Genomic DNA, 20,852 nt, shown 5'->3' with positions numbered 1-20,852 from the left:
ACAAAGCCCTACGGATACTGAGTTCCCCAATTCTAAAAGAGTTGCCAGTTGTATAAGTTTTCCTGAGTTTGAGCCTATTTCATCACATATTTCATCAATTATATTTTGCAAATTTGCGCTGCCAATTGAAGATGATATTTTTGTAATGAAAAAATAAATTAAGCTAACGATCCTCTCAATTGAGCGTTACAACCGGACGGTACGCTATGACTGGCTGGGGCAACACCTGTTTACATCACAGGATGAATTGTAGAACTATGCCACGCAGTGGCAATGGTTTTATAATCATGAACGACCCAATATGGCGCTGAATGGCTTTACGTCGATGCAACATATTCAATGCATGGCCTGATCCTACTTATCACCTCCGTTAAAAATGGGGGGATTACCGTGCAGAATATAAAATGGTGAAGGGGGCATACCGTAAGTGTGCTATGGCTCGCAAAAATATTATTTTTATCTCCAATTATACTTTTGCAGCTCATTCCATTTGTAAACCGTGATAATTTGATTTTAATCAAAAAATGGAGGTAGTTCTATGCCAACTCTAGCTATTAAACGTTGGGTCAAATGGGTTTTGCTGTCCTTGATAGTAATGTTAGTTACCATATTAGCGATAAGAATTTATGACACGCAACGTGGCCCGAAACTTGAGCTTTGGCACACGTTTGTCCCTCATGACATGCGGGCCGCTGAAATTGATAAAGCCAATTGGGCCGATTATATTAAAGCGGAAAACAAGGTTTTCGATGAAGTTCGAACGAATGTTACCGAGAAACTGGAACCAGGGACTCAGACTCCTTTAAACCGTTATTATTCAGGTAACGCAATTTATCCACCTCATTTTAAAAATGATTGGAATCGCTCTTATATTCTGCACCCTGATGGCAAACCCAAAGGTGCTGTTGTTTTGTTGCATGGTCTTACCGATACCCCCTATAGCCAGCGCCATATTGCTGAAAATTATCGTCAACATGGATATGTTGCTATTGTTATTCGTTTACCTGCTCATGGTACCGTCCCCGGTGCATTGACCGATGTTGAATGGCCGGACTGGTTAGCCGCTACACGGCTAGCTGTCCGTGAAGCTAAGGCGCTGAGCGGACCGGACTTGCCACTGCATATTGTTGGTTTCTCTAACGGCGGTGCATTGGCAATGAAATATACACTGGATTCTTTGGATGACTCTAAACTGGCAAAACCGCAACGGGTTATTTTGATATCTCCTATGATTGGTGTAACAAGTTTTGCGCGTTTTGCCGGAATAGCAGGTTGGCCCGCAATTTTCCCAGCGTTTGCTAAAGCGGCTTGGTTGGGGATAGTGCCCGAATTTAATCCGTTTAAATACAATTCATTCCCGGTTAATGCTGGTCGCCAGTCCTACTTACTGACGTCCGTACTACAACAGCAAATTGCGCGTGATACCCGAAACAATGAAATGGACAAGTTGCCTCCAATTTTGACCTTCCAGTCATTAATGGATTCAACGGTAAGTACCCGTGCTGTTGTGACAGCCTTATATAATCATTTACCGAAAAATGGTAGCGAAGTGGTATTGTTCGATTTGAATCATTCTGCTAATTTTGGGCCTTTATTGAGGACGTCTTCTTATACCGCTTTGGCTCGTTTATTGCCGCCACCACCACGTAACTATAGCGTCACTATTATTACTAACGCTTCACCACAAAGTGATGAAACGGTGGCGTTAACGACACTGGCAGACCAAACCAACGAGACGTCTACACCTACAGGATTGATTTATCCGCCGGACCTTTTCTCATTATCTCATGTGGCATTACCATTCCCAATGACTGATTCACTCTATGGTCGCTATCCTGAGTCTCCTGACCAATATGGTATCAGTCTGGGGACGATTACTGCTCGTGGTGAACGGTCCGTACTGGCTGTTGGACTGGATTCACTGATGCGTATCTCGTCGAATCCATTTTATTCATATATGCTGCAGCGTATTGACGACAAGATAGATAACTCAGCCAAATAAACTATAATTGTTGCAAACATTCGGCGAGGTAATGTATTCATTTCACGAGTTTTTGTAGCCATACAATATTTGTGGATGTAGCTAAGCTTTAGCTACATTATAAATCCTAACTATATAGTTGGTAACAGCGCATTATTTATAATACCAGGAGAATGTATGAGCGAGACAAAAAATTGTTGCAGAGAAGAAGGGCATTCTGAAAGTCGACGCAGTGTATTGAAATCAGCTCTGGGTATTACTGCTGCCAGTGTTATTGGCGGTGTAGGTTTAGGTTTACCCACAATATCTTATGCCGCATCTTTAAGTCAGGAAGAACGAGATAAGCTAACGCCAGATCAAATAGTTAATGGATTAAAAGAAGGCAATAAGCGATTTACCTCCGGTAAGATGCAACAGCATGATTATCTTGCACAAAAGCAATCTAGTGCAGATGGTCAATATCCAGCAGCGGTCATATTAAGTTGTATAGATTCCAGAGCTCCAGCAGAGATTATTTTTGATACAGGGATTGGTGAAGCATTCAACGCAAGAATAGCAGGTAATGTCTCTAACGATGATTTACTGGGTAGTTTGGAATTTGCCTGTGCTGCTGCGGGCGCTAAAGTGATTTTAGTTATGGGGCATACCGCCTGTGGTGCTGTCAGGGGGGCTATAGACGGTGTTGAAATGGGTAATCTAACAGGGCTCCTCGATAAAATTAAACCCGCTATTGAATTGACTCAATTTGATGGGGAAAAGAGTGGGAAAAACGAAAAATATGTCGATGCTGTAGCTATAAGTAATGTTAAAAACACAATGAATGAGATACGAAAAAATAGTCAAATAATCAAAAAGTTAGAGAAAGAAGGTAAGGTTAAAATAGTTGGAAGTATGTACCATTTAAATGGTGGTAAGGTTGAGTTTTTCGAATAATGTTAACTGCTTTTTGTACCCCCTTGATAAGTAAGCATTATCATGTCAATGCAGTAAGTTAGAAAATGGTAACTGCCTGAAAAATAGGCAGTTACCAGATAAAGCTCCCAACAAGGTGATAAATAGGGTTCTGTAGTATTCAGGTAACATATTATTTTTTATACTGTATCACCATGATTTTATTTAATTTCCTGTAATTAACCCTTCTCTGAGCCAGATATATACCAATAGAAAGCACATTCATCATAGTACATATAAACATCACGGTTTTTTTGAAGGCTAAATATGCTTCTCTGGTGAACCGAACTCTGCCAATCAGAGCTCCCAAGCTAAACATCGGCATTAAAATATTTTGATTCACAAACATGCAATAAAGGAACCTCTATCGTGGATTTGAAAACCTTATTTTTACATGCGGGAAGAACTCTGCTGTTTTCACTCATCACTCTGGTAGCAGTGCCGGTTATGGCCGAACAAGCACAATATAATATTGTGGCAAACGTGACAGAAAAAATTATTTTACCACCCAGAAATGGCCTGTCGGAAGCGGGTGGGCAATACCTGATACGCTACCGCTCCATCAGTGGAGTCGATGGTAAAACTCCGCGAGAAGACACCGCGGCAGTATTTCTGCCCAAAGGCGTAACGCCACAAGGTGGCTGGCCTGTTGTCATATGGGCACATGGTACTGTCGGTATAGCCACACATTGTGCACCGTCCCTCAACCCCAGAACTCCCCGCGATAGTCAATACCTGAATACTTGGCTATCTCTGGGTTTTGCTGTCGTCGCACCAGACTATGCCGGTCTTGGATCGGAAGGGCTGCACCATTATATGAACGCCAGAGCCGAAGCCTGGAGTGTATTGGACAGTGCTCGCGCTGCGCTGAGCGCTTTCCCACTACAAAATAGGCTGGTACTTGTGGGACAATCACAGGGAGCGCATGCGGCATTTGCCAGCGCAGGCTATCAGAAAACATATGCGCCAAAACTGAATATCCTGGCGACTGTTGTGACTGGGACACCTTATTTTAATGCGACAACGTCCGTCCAACAAGTATTTGGAACATCCAAGACCACCGGCCCAGACCCTAAAATTCCGTATGCGTTTTACATCTATCTGTCTGCCGAGGATACGAACCCCTACCTGAAGGCAGAAAATTATTTTCAGCCCATGGCCCTGCCTTTCCTTCAACAGGCACGAGAAATGTGTATTGCGCCTCTCACTGAACAAGTGAACAGATATTCGCTGAATGCGGCTAACACCCTCAAACCAGCCATTCAGACATTACTCGACACGCAAATTGAAACAATGTTATATCCGACGTTACATATTGAACACCCTGTGTTCATTGGCATCGGTGGAGACGATATTAATGTTCCTACGGCAATGCAGCAACGTTTTGCAGCTGCAGCCAAAGCAGCAGGAACAGCCACAGTGGTACGCGAATATCCGGGACTTGACCACAGTGGCACGGTAAATCCGTCGTTGCGAGATTCTGTACCCTTTGTACTAGAACAGATCCATGATAGATAATGAAAACCTTATTACTGGTAGCTAAACGGCCCCGGCGTCATCGCTGTCCACGCGGCGGAAAAACCGCTGTCGTGGCCGCTAATCTGTTGAACCGGCAGTTTAATCCAGAAACGGTAATGACTCCAATTAGTTGAGTTTGATGTACAATGCGAGCTTTTGAGGTTTGCTCATAGCTTGTGTTAACGTTCATTGTCCCCGTGGTGATCCTGCTTTGGTTTATCGCCATGGCCAGAACCCTAAAGGCCAAAGCCGTTTCTGCTGTCGTGAGTGCCGCTCTGTATTCCAACTGAGCTACACTTATCAGGCCAGAAAACCCGGAGTTAAAGGGCAAATCGTTGATATGGCCTTTAACGGCACGGGTGTTCGGGATACGGCAAGAACGCTAAAAATCGGTATTAACACCGTTATCCGCACTTTAAAAAACGCTCGCCGAAGCGAATAACGTCCTCGCCAGTCGCTCATGCAGATGAGCGCGACGTCTCACTGAGCGTTTATGTCGGCGAAACGCCTTATCCAGCAAGGGCACCAGGCGGATAACACCAACGGTGTAACGTGGAATGGTCAACGGCAATACCGTGCTCTGCCATCATCTCCTCGAGATTGCGTAAACTCAGTGAATAAGCCAAATACCAACGTACACACTGAGCAATAATATCGAGGGGATAATGCAGACGGCGGAAGACTTTTCGGATTAGAGACATGGGCCGGTAACATCATAAAAAAAACAGCATGTTACCGGACTGCGCCTTAATGCGATACAACCCTAATGACTGCCCACAGTTTATCATGATTTCCTTCACTAGAAATTGTATTTAGCCCCTAACATCACAGCAGTATCACTGTAGCCTTTGTTGCCAATTTGTTGGCCTACATTACCCCACAGATTCACTTGCTTATTAATCTGGCTTTCCACACCCACTTTCAGTTCACCAATATTGGCAGCGCCGTCTTGCTTCACTGAGATACCGTTCATATTAGCCTCAAATTTCTTGGTATTGTGGATTCAATTTGCCTCAACAAATGGCTGGAACACTCGGTCCTGACCTTTATCCTGATTGCTATAACCATTCATAAAGGCTTTCACGCCCAGTCGGGTTTGAATATTACCATCGCCTTCACCAGACACATTCGTCCCGTTGGCTTCTTTATGGCTATCAGCTTTGACGCCCATCCAAGTGACTTGCGCTTTGGGTTGGATAAAATAAGTCGCGTTTTTAGCCGTATTCTCACCGATTTTGAAGGTATAGCCACTCTCTATTGAGGCGGTCACCCCGTTGGAGTTGTAAGCTTCAGCCGTCAAGTTTTGACCGTCAACGGTGTTGTTGAAGCAGCTACATTGTGCCCAACTGTCTACATGCCAACCTGACTTATCAGCTTCGTTTGCGTACCAAGTACCATAGATAGCAGCGCTATAGCCATCGACAGAGGCACGAGCACGATAACCAGAGTAGCGAGATTCAGTGCGACTTTTACTGTTTGCATAACCGCCCATGATGCCTAGATGCAACCGGTTTTGGTCATCATTACTCCATTGAGCAATATCGCCCCCCAACTGCAACTGTAGTGGCACACTGAATTTGGCCACCTGAACAGAGGTGATATGCTCACCTCAGAACAACACAGGTGCCTCAATGAAAAAAAGAAATTTTAGTTCAGAGTTTAAACGCGAATCAGCTCAACTCGTTGTTGATCAAAACTACACCGTTGCTGACGCGGCCAGCGCTATGGATGTGGGTCTTTCCACAATGACGCGATGGGTAAAACAGCTGCGTGATGAACGCCGGGGAAAACGCCAAAAGCTTCTCCTATTACTCCAGAACAAATTGAAATACGTGAGCTAAAGAAGAAACTACAACGTATTGAAATGGAAAATTAAATATTAAAAAAGGCTACCGCGCTCTTGATGTCAGACTCCCTGAACAGTTCTCGTTAATCGGGAAACTCAGGGCGCGTTATCCTGTGGCCACACTCTGCCACGCGTTCGGGGTTCATCGCAGCAGCTACAAATACTGGAAAAACCGTCCTGAAAGACCGGATGGCAGGCGGACCGTATTACGAAGCCAGGTTCTGGAACTGCACAGCATCAGCCATGGCTCTGCTGGCGCAAGAAGTATCGCCACAATGGCAACGCTGAGAGGCTTCCGGATGGGGCGATGGCTCGCTGGCAGGCTCATGAAAGAACTGGGTCTGGTCAGCTGCCAGCAACCTGTTCATCGATATAAACGTGGAGGTCATGAACATGTCGCTATCCCGAATCATCTTGAGCGACAGTTCGCAGTCACAGAGCCAAATCAGGTGTGGTGCGGCGACGTGACATATATCTGGACAGGCAAACGCTGGGCATACCTCGCAGTTGTTCTCGACCTGTTCGCGAGGAAACCGGTAGGCTGGGCAATGTCGTTCTCACCGGACAGTAGACTCACCATAAAAGCGCTGGAAATGGCGTGGGAAACTCGCGGCAAACCAGCCGGAGTGATGTTCCACAGTGATCAGGGCAGCCACTATACAAGCAGGCAGTTCCGACAGTCACTGTGGCGGTACCGGATCAGGCCGAGTATGAGCCGACGTGGAAACTGCTGGGATAACAGCCCGATGGAGCGCTTCTTCAGAAGCCTGAAGAACGAGTGGATACCGGTGACAGGTTACTTAAGCTTCAGCGACGCAGCTCATGCAATAACAGACTATATCGTTGGGTATTACAGTACGCTCAGGCCGCACGAATATAACGGTGGGTTACCGCCAAACGAATCGGAAAGTCGATACTGGAAAAACTCTAAAGCGGTGGCCAGTTTTAGTTGACCATATATGGACGCCCCGGGTGTTACAAGTACTGGTTCGATACGGTTTGCGACCATATATCCGGCGTCAATAGTGGGTTAATTTACCCGCGCCATGATGTTATCCGAGCCCTGTTTCCTTATCACTACACCGGTATATGATTACCCAGGTCAACTTCAGGCTGTTACAGGGACGGTAGCCGTTTTCTTATCAGTGCCTGCAAACTCAGTTAAAATGCTTTCTGTAAATTGCTGTTTTTAGTTAATTCATCGAAACGGCCTTCTGCATATTAAAATCAACACCATCGGTCAAAATACGCCAGATAATTCTCGTCAGTTTATTCGCCAGCGCAACAGTGGTTTTCAGGAACCCTCGACGGCCCTCAAGCCTTTGCAGCCAAAGGCCCAGACTGTCATCGCGCTTTTTGACACAGCGCATTACAGACCGCGCACCATGAATGATTAATGTTCTGAGACTACGATTGCCATTTTTTGTCACGGAGGATAATCGTTGCTTGCCTCCCGAACTGTGCTGTCGGGGAACTAGGCCGCACCAGGCGGATAATTCTCTGCCGCTGGAAAATTGTCCTGCATCCACTTCACTGATAAATGCCGCCGCGATGAGCGGGCCAACTCCCGGGATCGTTAATAAATGGCGATATGTTGTCTGTTGTGAAGACAATGCAGCAATTTCTTTGTCCAGACCGGTGACGCGTTCATTTAGTGCCTGCATATCTTCCCGTAATGAATAAAGTAAACGGCGGAGAGTGAAAGTTAACTCATTCGACGCATCTTCAATAAGTTCAGGCAGATGCTGCTGGAGACACTGGATCCCAACAGGGATAATGAGGCCATATTCAGCGAGTAGAGAACGAAGCTGGTTAGCCAGCGCCGTTCTCTGCTCAACCATCAGTTGGCGTGTATTTCGAAGCGCCTTGATATCCTGTTGTTCCGTGGTTTTAACCGAAACAAAGTGAATACCAGGGCGGAATGCAGTTTCACAAATTGCCAGCGCATCATTGGCATCATTCTTCTGGCTGCGGACAAAAGCTTTCACGTATTGTGCCGGGATAAGTCTGACGGAATAACCCATAGCGGCGAAGGTTCGCCCCCAGAAATGAGAAGTAGCGCAGGCCTCCATCGCAATAAGTGTACCGGGTTCGAACTGTCGGATGGTATCCAGCAATTTGGAACGTGGGATTTTTTTATTCCATGCGACGGATCCATCAACATTCCAGACGCATACCTGAAATACAGATTTGGCGATATCGACACCAACAACTCTGATCGTGTTCATGTGATGTTACTCCCGGATTAATGCAGTCAGTAAAAGTATGGCACTGACTACCTTAGGAAGGGGCGTCCATCACATCACTACAACGGCTATTCTTTCCGGGCCAAATATGATTTCGCCAAAGCGCTGGTTGTCAGTCATCTGGGGTGGAGAAGAATATGCCCCCGAGTGGAAATCCAAGTATGAATTTACGCGCTTTATGAACCTCACCTTTCAGCACATGAATGACATTGCCGAGCGGCTTTGTTACAGCCCCGAGCAGTTTGCGCCGCTTTTAGAATTTCGCACTATAGAGAATAAAGAATATATCATCGCGGAAGAGTGGTGTTTCGGCTATATGAGAGGAGTCGCGCTGGATGACTGGTCGGCGTTGCCTGAAGCACATACCGCTGAGTTAGAAGCCATTGCCCTCCACGGCAAAGAAGAAAATTTTCCACTCCTTGAAAAAATGTCATTAGACGACATTCAACACCGCATCGAGAAGATACCACTAGCAGCACTCAGCCTACACGCACACTGGCTGCGCCAGAGACAACCAGTAACAAAGACGCCGTTGCCATCATCTGTTCCTTATGCCGCCCCGCCGAAAACGGGACGTAATGATCCCTGCTCCTGTGGCAGTGGTAAAAAATTCAAACAGTGCTGTTTACACTGATCGCGGTCAGCCCTGCACTGAATGCCAGAGCAGCCTTTGCCAAGTCTTCACCTCGGTAATTTGAATTGTGTAATCCCCTGTTTTGATATCGTTATACCCGAACTAAAACAGATTAACTTATGGCTGGAATAGTTGTTGCATCTGAACAAAAGCATGGCCGTTGATATACTCGCCAGAGATCTACATAAGACGTAATCCAATCCACCGAAACCGCAGAGAAATAGCCAAAGGGAACAGGCCTCAATGTATCACTAAGCTCAAATCCATCATGATTTTATATTTTTATTAAATTACAGTTAAATTATTGAGGAGATCCTGTTCAAATTAAGAAACCTAATAACGGTGGGAAATATGTCCTAAAAAAGTAGTCGGAATTGGGCTTTCCCGGTAAGCGACTAGGGTGTGTCCCGTAACTATTTTTTGTACAATATAGTTATGTTTAACCGACAGGAAGGGTAATCCCCCCATTTTTAACGGAGGTAATAAGTAGAATCAGGACATTCGCTGAATATGTTGCATCGGCGTGAAGCCATTTAGTGCCATATTCGGACGTTCGTGATTATAAAACCATTGCCACCGAGTGGCATAGCCCTGCAATTCCTCCAACGAGGAAAACAGGTGCTGCCCCAGCCAGCCATAACGCACTGTTCGGTTATATCGCTCAATATAAGCGTTCTGCTGAGGTTTACCCGGCTGAATAAAACGCAGGGTTATATTCTGCTGAGCCGCCCATAACATCAGTATCTTGCCGGTATATTCTGGCCCATTATCGCATCGTATTACTTCCGGCTTACCCTTCCATTCAATGAGTTGCTCGAGAGTTCTCACCACACGGTTTGCGGGCAGAGAAAAATCCACCTCGATGGCCAGGGCCTCACGATTAAAGTCATCGATAATATTCAGTAAACGGACGGAACGGCCATCCGATAGCTGATCATGCATGAAGTCCATCGACCAGCATTCGTTACTGTTTTCAGGCACCGCCAGCGGTTCAGGTTGATTCCGTTTCAGTCGTTTTTTCGGCTTTATTCGCATGTTCAGCGACAACTCGCAGTAAATCCGGTACACCCTTTTGTGGTTGAACCTGAAGCCCTTTACGTTGCGAAGGTATAAAAAGCACAGACCAAATCCCCAGTTGCGCTGACTGTCAGTGATGCGGAGCAGCCAGTCGGCAATAACGGCATTTTCTTCATTCAACTCAGGCTGATAGCGATAACAACTTTCGCTGACAACAAACAACTGACAGGCAAAACGTATGCTGACGTTTCGGCTTCTGACCGCATCCTGTGCCATCCGCTTTCGATGCGATGGCTTCACCACTTTTTTGCCATGGCCTCCTGAATAATCTCGGCTTTGAGCCGTTCTTCGGCATACATCTTTTTGAGGCGGCGGTTTTCGTCTTCCAGCTCTTTGAGACGGGCCATCATGGAGGCATCCATCCCGCCAAACCATGAGCGCCACTTATAGAAACTGGCATTGCTCATGCCATGCTCGCGGCACAATTCAGCCACCGGCGTTCCGGCCTCGACTTGCTTCAGGATGGTCATGATTTGACTGTCGGTAAAACGTGATTTTTTCATAGAGATCTCCCCGGTTCAGATTACGAGAAAATTCCACTTATAAACACACCGATTTTTCGGGGGGATTACCTTCCCGCTTACACCCCCTACATTAATGTATTCTTTGTAGGATAATTCTTACTTTAAATGGGTATTCAATCCTATATAACTATCCTACTATCTTGTTGTATATTAGTTACATAAATATATCTAGTATCACTGCTTTTTGTAACGATAGATGTGTTAAATTAAAAATAAGTAACTGGTGTTGCATTTCTAATTTCTTGTTACTAATCTTAAATAAAAAATACCGCTAAGATTATCAACGAAAGCACATTTTTTATTTTAATCAGATTCTTTTGATAAATATATCTAATATTAATTTCATACTTTGGCTTGCCGCATTCGGGAAAATCGAGTTGGCAATATTTCCAAAATAACTAATATATAATGAATTTTTGCTCTTTGCTTTTTAATTCAGAGCGAAATTCGCTATTGATGAGCGAAAATATATGATTAAGTATTTTATTTTTTTAAAGAAGCTACAGCCTACTGTTTCTACTTCATCAAAAAGATCCGTTGCTTATCTCCCGCGTCCCCATATCAGACGAGTTGCATGGGGCACGTTACTATTACAATTATTTATCCCGCTGAGTGCCTCTTTTTCTCCGGCTATTGCAGCGATGAAAGCTTCAAAGGCTGCAACAACATTATCTTATTCATCCTCTGAACCCTATGTGCTGGGTTTGGGAGAGACTGTCGATACAGTGGCGAAGAAATACGGTATTAGCGTTGATGAACTCAAAAAAATAAATATCTACCGTACTTTTTCTCGCCCCTTTACAACTTTGACTACTGGCGACGAGATTGATGTCCCCCGTAAAGCCTCTCCCTTCTCGATAGATAACAATAAAGGCAATATACTTTCAGTCGAAAACCAATTAGCCGGTCATGCGGTGGCGGGCGCCACAGCCTTATCCAACGGTGATCCAGCTAAATCCGGTGAGCGGGTGCTTCGTTCAGCCGCCAGCAATGAATTCAATAGCTCAGCACAGCAGTGGTTGAGCCAGTTTGGCACTGCACGCGTACAGTTAAATGTTAATGATGATTTCCATCTGGATGGCAGCGCGGCCGATGTTTTGATGCCATTGTATGACAATGAAAAGTCAATTCTCTTTACCCAACTCGGTGCTCGCAATAAAGACAGCCGTAATACAGTCAATATAGGCGCCGGAGTGCGTACATTCCAAGGAAGCTGGATGTATGGTGCCAATACCTTCTTTGATAACGACCTGACTGGTAAAAATCGGCGTATCGGCGTGGGGGCAGAAGCTTGGACTGATTACCTAAAATTATCCGCCAACAACTATTTTGGTATCACGGACTGGCATCAGTCTCGGGACTTTACCGATTATAACGAACGCCCTGCTAACGGTTATGACCTGCGTGCTGAAGCCTATCTACCGTCGTATCCCCAATTGGGCGGTAAGGTAATGTATGAAAAATATGTTGGTGATGAAGTTGCTCTGTTTGGTAAAGATAACCGCCAGAAAAACCCTCATGCTATTACTGCTGGGATAAATTATACCCCAATTCCATTAGTCACTATTGGCGCTGAACATCGCGCAGGTAAAAGTGGGCAAAACGATAGCAGCATTAATGTCCAGTTGAACTATCGCTTAGGTGAAACGTGGCAATCCCATATTGCCCCCTCAGCCGTTGCAACAAGCCGTACTCTGGCTGGGAGTCGGTATGATTTGGTTGAACGTAATAATAATATTGTATTGGACTACCAGAAACAGAATCTGGTGCGCTTGTCATTGCCAGAAAGTTTGGTAGGCGATCCTCTCTCGCTGCACTCCATCACTGCGCAAGTGACAGCGACGCACGGTCTTAAACGCATTGATTGGCAAAGCGCAGAACTGATCGCAGCGGGTGGCGTGTTAAAACAAACCAGCAAAGATGGTTTGGAGATAACGCTACCGGGATATCAGGTTAACCGAGCCAGTGGTAACAGCTACATTCTGAATGCTATCGCCTATGACAATCAAGGCAACGCTTCCCCTCAGGCAAGCATGCTCATTACGGTGAATGCACCAACGATAAACTATGCCAATTCGACTCTGGTAGCAGCCCCGGTCAATATTGAAGCCAATGGCAGCGACACCTCGCTGGTGACGCTGACGCTGCGTGACAACAACAATAACCCGGTCACCGGGCAGGCGGTGGCCTTGGCCACCACGCTGGGTACCCTGGGTACAGTGACCGAGCAGGCCAGCGGGGTGTATACCGCGACCCTGACCGCCGGTACGCTAGCCGGTACGGCCAGCCTGACGGCCAGTGTTGGTGGTACTGCACTGGGCGTGGCCCCGGCCACGGTGACGCTGAACGGCAACAGCAGTGATCTGAGCACCACCAACTCAACGTTAGTGGCGACCCCGGTCAATATTGAAGCCAATGGCAGCGACACCTCGCTGGTGACGCTGACGCTGCGTGACAACAACAATAACCCGGTCACCGGGCAGGCGGTGGCCTTGGCCACCACGCTGGGTACCCTGGGTACAGTGACCGAGCAGGCCAGCGGGGTGTATACCGCGACCCTGACCGCCGGTACGCTAGCCGGTACGGCCAGCCTGACGGCCAGTGTTGGTGGTACTGCACTGGGCGTGGCCCCGGCCACGGTGACGCTGAACGGCAACAGCAGTGATCTGAGCACCACCAACTCAACGTTAGTGGCGACCCCGGTCAATATTGAAGCCAATGGCAGCGACACCTCGCTGGTGACGCTGACGCTGCGTGACAACAACAATAACCCGGTCACCGGGCAGGCGGTGGCCTTGGCCACCACGCTGGGTACCCTGGGTACAGTGACCGAGCAGGCCAGCGGGGTGTATACCGCGACCCTGACCGCCGGTACGCTAGCCGGTACGGCCAGCCTGACGGCCAGTGTTGGTGGTACTGCACTGGGCGTGGCCCCGGCCACGGTGACGCTGAACGGCAACAGCAGTGATCTGAGCACCACCAACTCAACGTTAGTGGCGACCCCGGTCAATATTGAAGCCAATGGCAGCGACACCTCGCTGGTGACGCTGACGCTGCGTGACAACAACAATAACCCGGTCACCGGGCAGGCGGTGGCCTTGGCCACCACGCTGGGTACCCTGGGTACAGTGACCGAGCAGGCCAGCGGGGTGTATACCGCGACCCTGACCGCCGGTACGCTAGCCGGTACGGCCAGCCTGACGGCCAGTGTTGGTGGTACTGCACTGGGCGTGGCCCCGGCCACGGTGACGCTGAACGGCAACAGCAGTGATCTGAGCACCACCAACTCAACGTTAGTGGCGACCCCGGTCAATATTGAAGCCAATGGCAGCGACACCTCGCTGGTGACGCTGACGCTGCGTGACAACAACAATAACCCGGTCACCGGGCAGGCGGTGGCCTTGGCCACCACGCTGGGTACCCTGGGTACAGTGACCGAGCAGGCCAGCGGGGTGTATACCGCGACCCTGACCGCCGGTACGCTAGCCGGTACGGCCAGCCTGACGGCCAGTGTTGGTGGTACTGCACTGGGCGTGGCCCCGGCCACGGTGACGCTGAACGGCAACAGCAGTGATCTGAGCACCACCAACTCAACGTTAGTGGCGACCCCGGTCAATATTGAAGCCAATGGCAGCGACACCTCGCTGGTGACGCTGACGCTGCGTGACAACAACAATAACCCGGTCACCGGGCAGGCGGTGGCCTTGGCCACCACGCTGGGTACCCTGGGTACAGTGACCGAGCAGGCCAGCGGGGTGTATACCGCGACCCTGACCGCCGGTACGCTAGCCGGTACGGCCAGCCTGACGGCCAGTGTTGGTGGTACTGCACTGGGCGTGGCCCCGGCCACGGTGACGCTGAACGGCAACAGCAGTGATCTGAGCACCACCAACTCAACGTTAGTGGCGACCCCGGTCAATATTGAAGCCAATGGCAGCGACACCTCGCTGGTGACGCTGACGCTGCGTGACAACAACAATAACCCGGTCACCGGGCAGGCGGTGGCCTTGGCCACCACGCTGGGTACCCTGGGTACAGTGACCGAGCAGGCCAGCGGGGTGTATACCGCGACCCTGACCGCCGGTACGCTAGCCGGTACGGCCAGCCTGACGGCCAGTGTTGGTGGTACTGCACTGGGCGTGGCCCCGGCCACGGTGACGCTGAACGGCAACAGCAGTGATCTGAGCACCACCAACTCAACGTTAGTGGCGACCCCGGTCAATATTGAAGCCAATGGCAGCGACACCTCGCTGGTGACGCTGACGCTGCGTGACAACAACAATAACCCGGTCACCGGGCAGGCGGTGGCCTTGGCCACCACGCTGGGTACCCTGGGTACAGTGACCGAGCAGGCCAGCGGGGTGTATACCGCGACCCTGACCGCCGGTACGCTAGCCGGTACGGCCAGCCTGACGGCCAGTGTTGGTGGTACTGCACTGGGCGTGGCCCCGGCCACGGTGACGCTGAACGGCAACAGCAGTGATCTGAGCACCACCAACTCAACGTTAGTGGCGACCCCGGTCAATATTGAAGCCAATGGCAGCGACACCTCGCTGGTGACGCTGACGCTGCGTGACAACAACAATAACCCGGTCACCGGGCAGGCGGTGGCCTTGGCCACCACGCTGGGTACCCTGGGTACAGTGACCGAGCAGGCCAGCGGGGTGTATACCGCGACCCTGACCGCCGGTACGCTAGCCGGTACGGCCAGCCTGACGGCCAGTGTTGGTGGTACTGCACTGGGCGTGGCCCCGGCCACGGTGACGCTGAACGGCAACAGCAGTGATCTGAGCACCACCAACTCAACGTTAGTGGCGGCCCCGGTCAATATTGAAGCCAATGGCAGCGACACCTCGCTGGTGACGCTGACGCTGCGGGACAACAACGATAACCCGGTCACCGGGCAGGCGGTGGCCTTGGCCACCACGCTGGGTACCCTGGGTACAGTGACCGAGCAGGCCAGCGGGGTCTATACCGCGACCCTGACCGCCGGTACGCTAGCCGGTACGGCCAGCCTGACGGCCAGTGTTGGTGGTACTGCACTGGGCGTGGCCCCGGCCACGGTGACGCTGAACGGCAACAGCAGTGATCTGAGCACCACCAACTCAACGTTAGTGGCGGCCCCGGTCAATATTGAAGCCAATGGCAGCGACACCTCGCTGGTGACGCTGACGCTGCGGGACAACAACGATAACCCGGTCACCGGGCAGGCGGTGGCCTTGGCCACCACGCTGGGTACCCTGGGTACAGTGACCGAGCAGGCCAGCGGGGTGTATACCGCGACCCTGACCGCCGGTACGCTAGCCGGTACGGCCAGCCTGACGGCCAGTGTTGGTGGTACTGCACTGGGCGTGGCCCCGGCCACGGTGACGCTGAACGGCAACAGCAGTGATCTGAGCACCACCAACTCAACGTTAGTGGCGGCCCCGGTCAATATTGAAGCCAATGGCAGCGACACCTCGCTGGTGACGCTGACGCTGCGGGACAACAACGATAACCCGGTCACCGGGCAGGCGGTGGCCTTGGCCACCACGCTGGGTACCCTGGGTACAGTGACCGAGCAGGCCAGCGGGGTGTATACCGCGACCCTGACCGCCGGTACGCTAGCCGGTACGGCCAGCCTGACGGCCAGTGTTGGTGGTACTGCACTGGGCGTGGCCCCGGCCACGGTGACGCTGAACGGCAACAGCAGTGATCTGAGCACCACCAACTCAACGTTAGTGGCGGCCCCGGTCAATATTGAAGCCAATGGCAGCGACACCTCGCTGGTGACGCTGACGCTGCGGGACAACAACGATAACCCGGTCACCGGGCAGGCGGTGGCCTTGGCCACCACGCTGGGTACCCTGGGTACAGTGACCGAGCAGGCCAGCGGGGTCTATACCGCGACCCTGACCGCCGGTACGCTAGCCGGTACGGCCAGCCTGACGGCCAGTGTTGGTGGTACTGCACTGGGCGTGGCCCCGGCCACGGTGACGCTGAACGGCAACAGCAGTGATCTGAGCACCACCAACTCAACGTTAGTGGCGACCCCGGTCAATATTGAAGCCAATGGCAGCGACACCTCGCTGGTGACGCTGACGCTGCGTGACAACAACAATAACCCGGTCACCGGGCAGGCGGTGGCCTTGGCCACCACGCTGGGTACCCTGGGTACAGTGACCGAGCAGGCCAGCGGGGTGTATACCGCGACCCTGACCGCCGGTACGCTAGCCGGTACGGCCAGCCTGACGGCCAGTGTTGGTGGTACTGCACTGGGCGTGGCCCCGGCCACGGTGACGCTGAACGGCAACAGCAGTGATCTGAGCACCACCAACTCAACGTTAGTGGCGACCCCGGTCAATATTGAAGCCAATGGCAGCGACACCTCGCTGGTGACGCTGACGCTGCGTGACAACAACAATAACCCGGTCACCGGGCAGGCGGTGGCCTTGGCCACCACGCTGGGTACCCTGGGTACAGTGACCGAGCAGGCCAGCGGGGTGTATACCGCGACCCTGACCGCCGGTACGCTAGCCGGTACGGCCAGCCTGACGGCCAGTGTTGGTGGTACTGCACTGGGCGTGGCCCCGGCCACGGTGACGCTGAACGGCAACAGCAGTGATCTGAGCACCACCAACTCAACGTTAGTGGCGACCCCGGTCAATATTGAAGCCAATGGCAGCGACACCTCGCTGGTGACGCTGACGCTGCGTGACAACAACAATAACCCGGTCACCGGGCAGGCGGTGGCCTTGGCCACCACGCTGGGTACCCTGGGTACAGTGACCGAGCAGGCCAGCGGGGTGTATACCGCGACCCTGACCGCCGGTACGCTAGCCGGTACGGCCAGCCTGACGGCCAGTGTTGGTGGTACTGCACTGGGCGTGGCCCCGGCCACGGTGACGCTGAACGGCAACAGCAGTGATCTGAGCACCACCAACTCAACGTTAGTGGCGACCCCGGTCAATATTGAAGCCAATGGCAGCGACACCTCGCTGGTGACGCTGACGCTGCGTGACAACAACAATAACCCGGTCACCGGGCAGGCGGTGGCCTTGGCCACCACGCTGGGTACCCTGGGTACAGTGACCGAGCAGGCCAGCGGGGTGTATACCGCGACCCTGACCGCCGGTACGCTAGCCGGTACGGCCAGCCTGACGGCCAGTGTTGGTGGTACTGCACTGGGCGTGGCCCCGGCCACGGTGACGCTGAACGGCAACAGCAGTGATCTGAGCACCACCAACTCAACGTTAGTGGCGACCCCGGTCAATATTGAAGCCAATGGCAGCGACACCTCGCTGGTGACGCTGACGCTGCGTGACAACAACAATAACCCGGTCACCGGGCAGGCGGTGGCCTTGGCCACCACGCTGGGTACCCTGGGTACAGTGACCGAGCAGGCCAGCGGGGTGTATACCGCGACCCTGACCGCCGGTACGCTAGCCGGTACGGCCAGCCTGACGGCCAGTGTTGGTGGTACTGCACTGGGCGTGGCCCCGGCCACGGTGACGCTGAACGGCAACAGCAGTGATCTGAGCACCACCAACTCAACGTTAGTGGCGACCCCGGTCAATATTGAAGCCAATGGCAGCGACACCTCGCTGGTGACGCTGACGCTGCGTGACAACAACAATAACCCGGTCACCGGGCAGGCGGTGGCCTTGGCCACCACGCTGGGTACCCTGGGTACAGTGACCGAGCAGGCCAGCGGGGTGTATACCGCGACCCTGACCGCCGGTACGCTAGCCGGTACGGCCAGCCTGACGGCCAGTGTTGGTGGTACTGCACTGGGCGTGGCCCCGGCCACGGTGACGCTGAACGGCAACAGCAGTGATCTGAGCACCACCAACTCAACGTTAGTGGCGACCCCGGTCAATATTGAAGCCAATGGCAGCGACACCTCGCTGGTGACGCTGACGCTGCGTGACAACAACAATAACCCGGTCACCGGGCAGGCGGTGGCCTTGGCCACCACGCTGGGTACCCTGGGTACAGTGACCGAGCAGGCCAGCGGGGTGTATACCGCGACCCTGACCGCCGGTACGCTAGCCGGTACGGCCAGCCTGACGGCCAGTGTTGGTGGTACTGCACTGGGCGTGGCCCCGGCCACGGTGACGCTGAACGGCAACAGCAGTGATCTGAGCACCACCAACTCAACGTTAGTGGCGGCCCCGGTCAATATTGAAGCCAATGGCAGCGACACCTCGCTGGTGACGCTGACGCTGCGGGACAACAACGATAACCCGGTCACCGGGCAGGCGGTGGCCTTGGCCACCACGCTGGGTACCCTGGGTACAGTGACCGAGCAGGCCAGCGGGGTCTATACCGCGACCCTGACCGCCGGTACGCTAGCCGGTACGGCCAGCCTGACGGCCAGTGTTGGTGGTTCTGCACTGGGCGTGAATGCAGCTAGTATCGTATTAATGCCAATTCCTGTTGACTTAACTATGTCGGTTGATTCTGATCGAAAAAATATAGGTGATACGATCCAATTGACTATTAGTGCAAAACTTAAAAATACATCTGACCCAGCACCAAACACGAAAATAACCTTCACTAGTGTAGATGTTACTAATCGTCAAAATGCAGTAGTTACAAATAGCGGTGCATTGAAAATAAATGGTATAGATTATGATTTGTATACAGGCGTTACAAATTCGGCAGGGGAATTGGTTTTATCAATAACAGATCCGAATGGTATCGGTGTGAAAACGACACTTCAAGCTGTAGCAGAGAGTAATGATAGGCAACAAATAGGAGTCATTTTTAATATAGTCACCAGCCCTGATACACCACTGGCGAATATGTGGGGATATATGACAGAAACATTGACTTATTCTGGAGTGACTTTCACACGCCCATATTTGGCAGCAGAAAGAACAGGGGTTGATGTAGCTAGTGTGAACAATGAGTCTTGGGCTACTTTTACACAAAATCAGGCAGTGCTACTTTGTACAACATTACCAACCAGAGCACAATTGGTTGGTTTATATAACCTTTATCCAAACTCGACAATACAAACGCTTCAAGGATGGCCGCTTAATACCGTGTATCGTACTTCTGAGTTAAGCAGTCCTAGTAACGGTCATTTTTATGTTTATATGAATAATGGTACAGTTTCATATAACCCAGGAGGTGGTGATACAAATGGTTATAACGTGAGTTGTATCCATTAATAGAATTGAATAATATAAAGAGGGTTGTGCCACATTAATGGCGGGGCTCGGAAGTTGCACTTCCTCCCCTTTAAAACAGTCCAAAGGTAAAATTGCTCTTCCGGAGACAATCCGTTACCGGTAGAGCAACCTTTTTGGCTCTGTTGCATTAGTGATATGAAGTGGGCAAAAGTTGCGTTGTCGGTTATTTAGGCGCCAACTGATAAAATTGTTCCGCCGGTGACAATCCGTCACCGACTGGATGATGAAGCTGTTCTTTGCGTATCATGTGGACTAATTCAATACCCGCCAATATCGTCTGCGCACGTCTAAATGATTTGAAGCCCAGTATCGATCGTATCCGTCGTTTGATATTTCGATGATCCTGTTCAGGTATTTACTCTGCCTGATAGTTATGGCTTCTTCTTCTGGTTTGTCGGCATTGAGTGTTGACAGCGCTGCCGTGTTGGCACCACTTTTATCGATAGTAACAATTTCTGGCTCATCATGGTGTCGAATGGCTTTGCGGAAAAAACGCAGCGCGGCTGCTGCATCACGTTTGGTGGTCAGCAGAAAGTCGATGGTTTGGCCGTTGCTGTCAATAGCCTGGTACAGATATTTCCACTGACCTTTGATTTTTATATAGATTTCATCTATTTTCCACCGCCTACCTACTGTGCGCTTATGCCGGCGAAATACCTTATCAAGGGCACCAGGCGGATGACCCAGCGGTGTAACGTGGAGTGGTCAACAAGAATACCGCGCTCTGCCATTATCTCTTCCAGGTTGCGTAAACTCAGTGAGTAAGCCAAATACCAGCGGACACACTGAGCAATAATATCGACGGGATAATGTAAGCGACGGAAGGCGTTTGGATCAGATACATAGTTAGGCAGAATCGTAAATAAAAACAGCATGTTACCTGACGACGCCTTAAT

The 20,852-nt window shown here is 51.0% G+C and carries 7 protein-coding genes and 6 pseudogenes; 8 read left to right on the top strand and 5 right to left on the bottom strand.

Annotation, left to right across the window (positions count from 1 at the left end):
- Window positions 1–178: 178 nt before the first annotated feature.
- The 5 genes and pseudogenes from OP863_RS01885 to OP863_RS01865 form a co-directional block, all read left to right on the top strand.
- Window positions 179–352: pseudogene (locus tag OP863_RS01885) on the top strand (integrase core domain-containing protein); the annotation flags it as partial.
- A 186-nt stretch (window positions 353–538) separates the two neighbouring features.
- On the top strand, window positions 539–2,002 hold the full coding sequence (locus tag OP863_RS01880; RefSeq protein ID WP_265525830.1) for an alpha/beta hydrolase: 1,464 nt from the start codon (window positions 539–541) through the stop codon (window positions 2,000–2,002).
- A 156-nt stretch (window positions 2,003–2,158) separates the two neighbouring features.
- Window positions 2,159–2,914, top strand: coding sequence for a carbonic anhydrase (locus OP863_RS01875; RefSeq protein ID WP_265525829.1), 756 nt, complete (start codon window positions 2,159–2,161; stop codon window positions 2,912–2,914).
- A 465-nt stretch (window positions 2,915–3,379) separates the two neighbouring features.
- Window positions 3,380–4,450 carry an alpha/beta fold hydrolase gene (locus OP863_RS01870; RefSeq protein ID WP_265526219.1) on the top strand — a complete coding sequence of 357 codons (1,071 nt, stop codon included), beginning with the start codon at window positions 3,380–3,382 and terminating at the stop codon, window positions 4,448–4,450.
- A 169-nt stretch (window positions 4,451–4,619) separates the two neighbouring features.
- Window positions 4,620–4,918: pseudogene (locus OP863_RS01865) on the top strand (IS1-like element transposase); the annotation flags it as partial.
- Here OP863_RS01865 and OP863_RS01860 read toward each other — a convergent pair.
- Both OP863_RS01860 and OP863_RS01855 read right to left on the bottom strand, forming a co-directional pair.
- Window positions 4,908–5,151, bottom strand: a pseudogene (locus OP863_RS01860) (IS66 family transposase); the annotation flags it as partial. The pseudogenes OP863_RS01865 and OP863_RS01860 overlap by 11 nt on opposite strands.
- 98 nt (window positions 5,152–5,249) lie before the next feature.
- Window positions 5,250–6,008: pseudogene (locus OP863_RS01855) on the bottom strand (autotransporter outer membrane beta-barrel domain-containing protein); the annotation flags it as partial.
- Between the two features lie 73 nt (window positions 6,009–6,081).
- On the opposite strand from OP863_RS01855, the pseudogene OP863_RS01850 reads away from it, so the two are divergent.
- Window positions 6,082–7,249, top strand: a pseudogene (locus tag OP863_RS01850) (IS3 family transposase).
- A 240-nt stretch (window positions 7,250–7,489) separates the two neighbouring features.
- Here the strand turns inward: OP863_RS01850 and OP863_RS01845 are convergent.
- Window positions 7,490–8,524 carry an IS110 family transposase gene (locus tag OP863_RS01845; RefSeq protein ID WP_265525828.1) on the bottom strand — a complete coding sequence of 345 codons (1,035 nt, stop codon included), beginning with the start codon at window positions 8,522–8,524 and terminating at the stop codon, window positions 7,490–7,492.
- Between the two features lie 37 nt (window positions 8,525–8,561).
- On the opposite strand from OP863_RS01845, the gene OP863_RS01840 reads away from it, so the two are divergent.
- Entirely contained in the window at window positions 8,562–9,176 is a 615-nt protein-coding gene (locus OP863_RS01840) for a UPF0149 family protein (protein ID WP_265525827.1), read from the top strand.
- Between the two features lie 492 nt (window positions 9,177–9,668).
- On the opposite strand, the gene OP863_RS01835 is transcribed toward OP863_RS01840, so the two are convergent.
- Window positions 9,669–10,756, bottom strand: a protein-coding gene (locus OP863_RS01835; protein ID WP_416222820.1) for an IS3 family transposase whose coding sequence is annotated in 2 segments (ribosomal slippage) — window positions 9,669–10,495 and window positions 10,495–10,756 — 1,089 coding nt in all. Because the reading frame shifts where the segments join, the coding sequence is not laid out codon by codon here.
- Between the two features lie 491 nt (window positions 10,757–11,247).
- Here OP863_RS01835 and yrIlm point away from each other — a divergent pair.
- On the top strand, window positions 11,248–19,935 hold the full coding sequence (yrIlm, locus tag OP863_RS01830; RefSeq protein ID WP_265525825.1) for a YrIlm family inverse autotransporter adhesin: 8,688 nt from the start codon (window positions 11,248–11,250) through the stop codon (window positions 19,933–19,935).
- A gap of 184 nt (window positions 19,936–20,119) precedes the next feature.
- On the opposite strand, the pseudogene OP863_RS01825 reads toward yrIlm, so the two are convergent.
- Window positions 20,120–20,831 (bottom strand): annotated as a pseudogene (locus OP863_RS01825) (IS6 family transposase).
- Between the last annotated feature and the right edge of the window lie 21 nt (window positions 20,832–20,852).

This window comes from Yersinia sp. SCPM-O-B-9106 (C-191), assembly GCF_026183365.1.
GTDB classification, from domain to species: Bacteria; Pseudomonadota; Gammaproteobacteria; order Enterobacterales; family Enterobacteriaceae; genus Yersinia; species Yersinia rochesterensis.
Note: the sequence above shows the minus strand (reverse complement) of the source record. Positions and strands in the feature narration are given on the sequence as shown.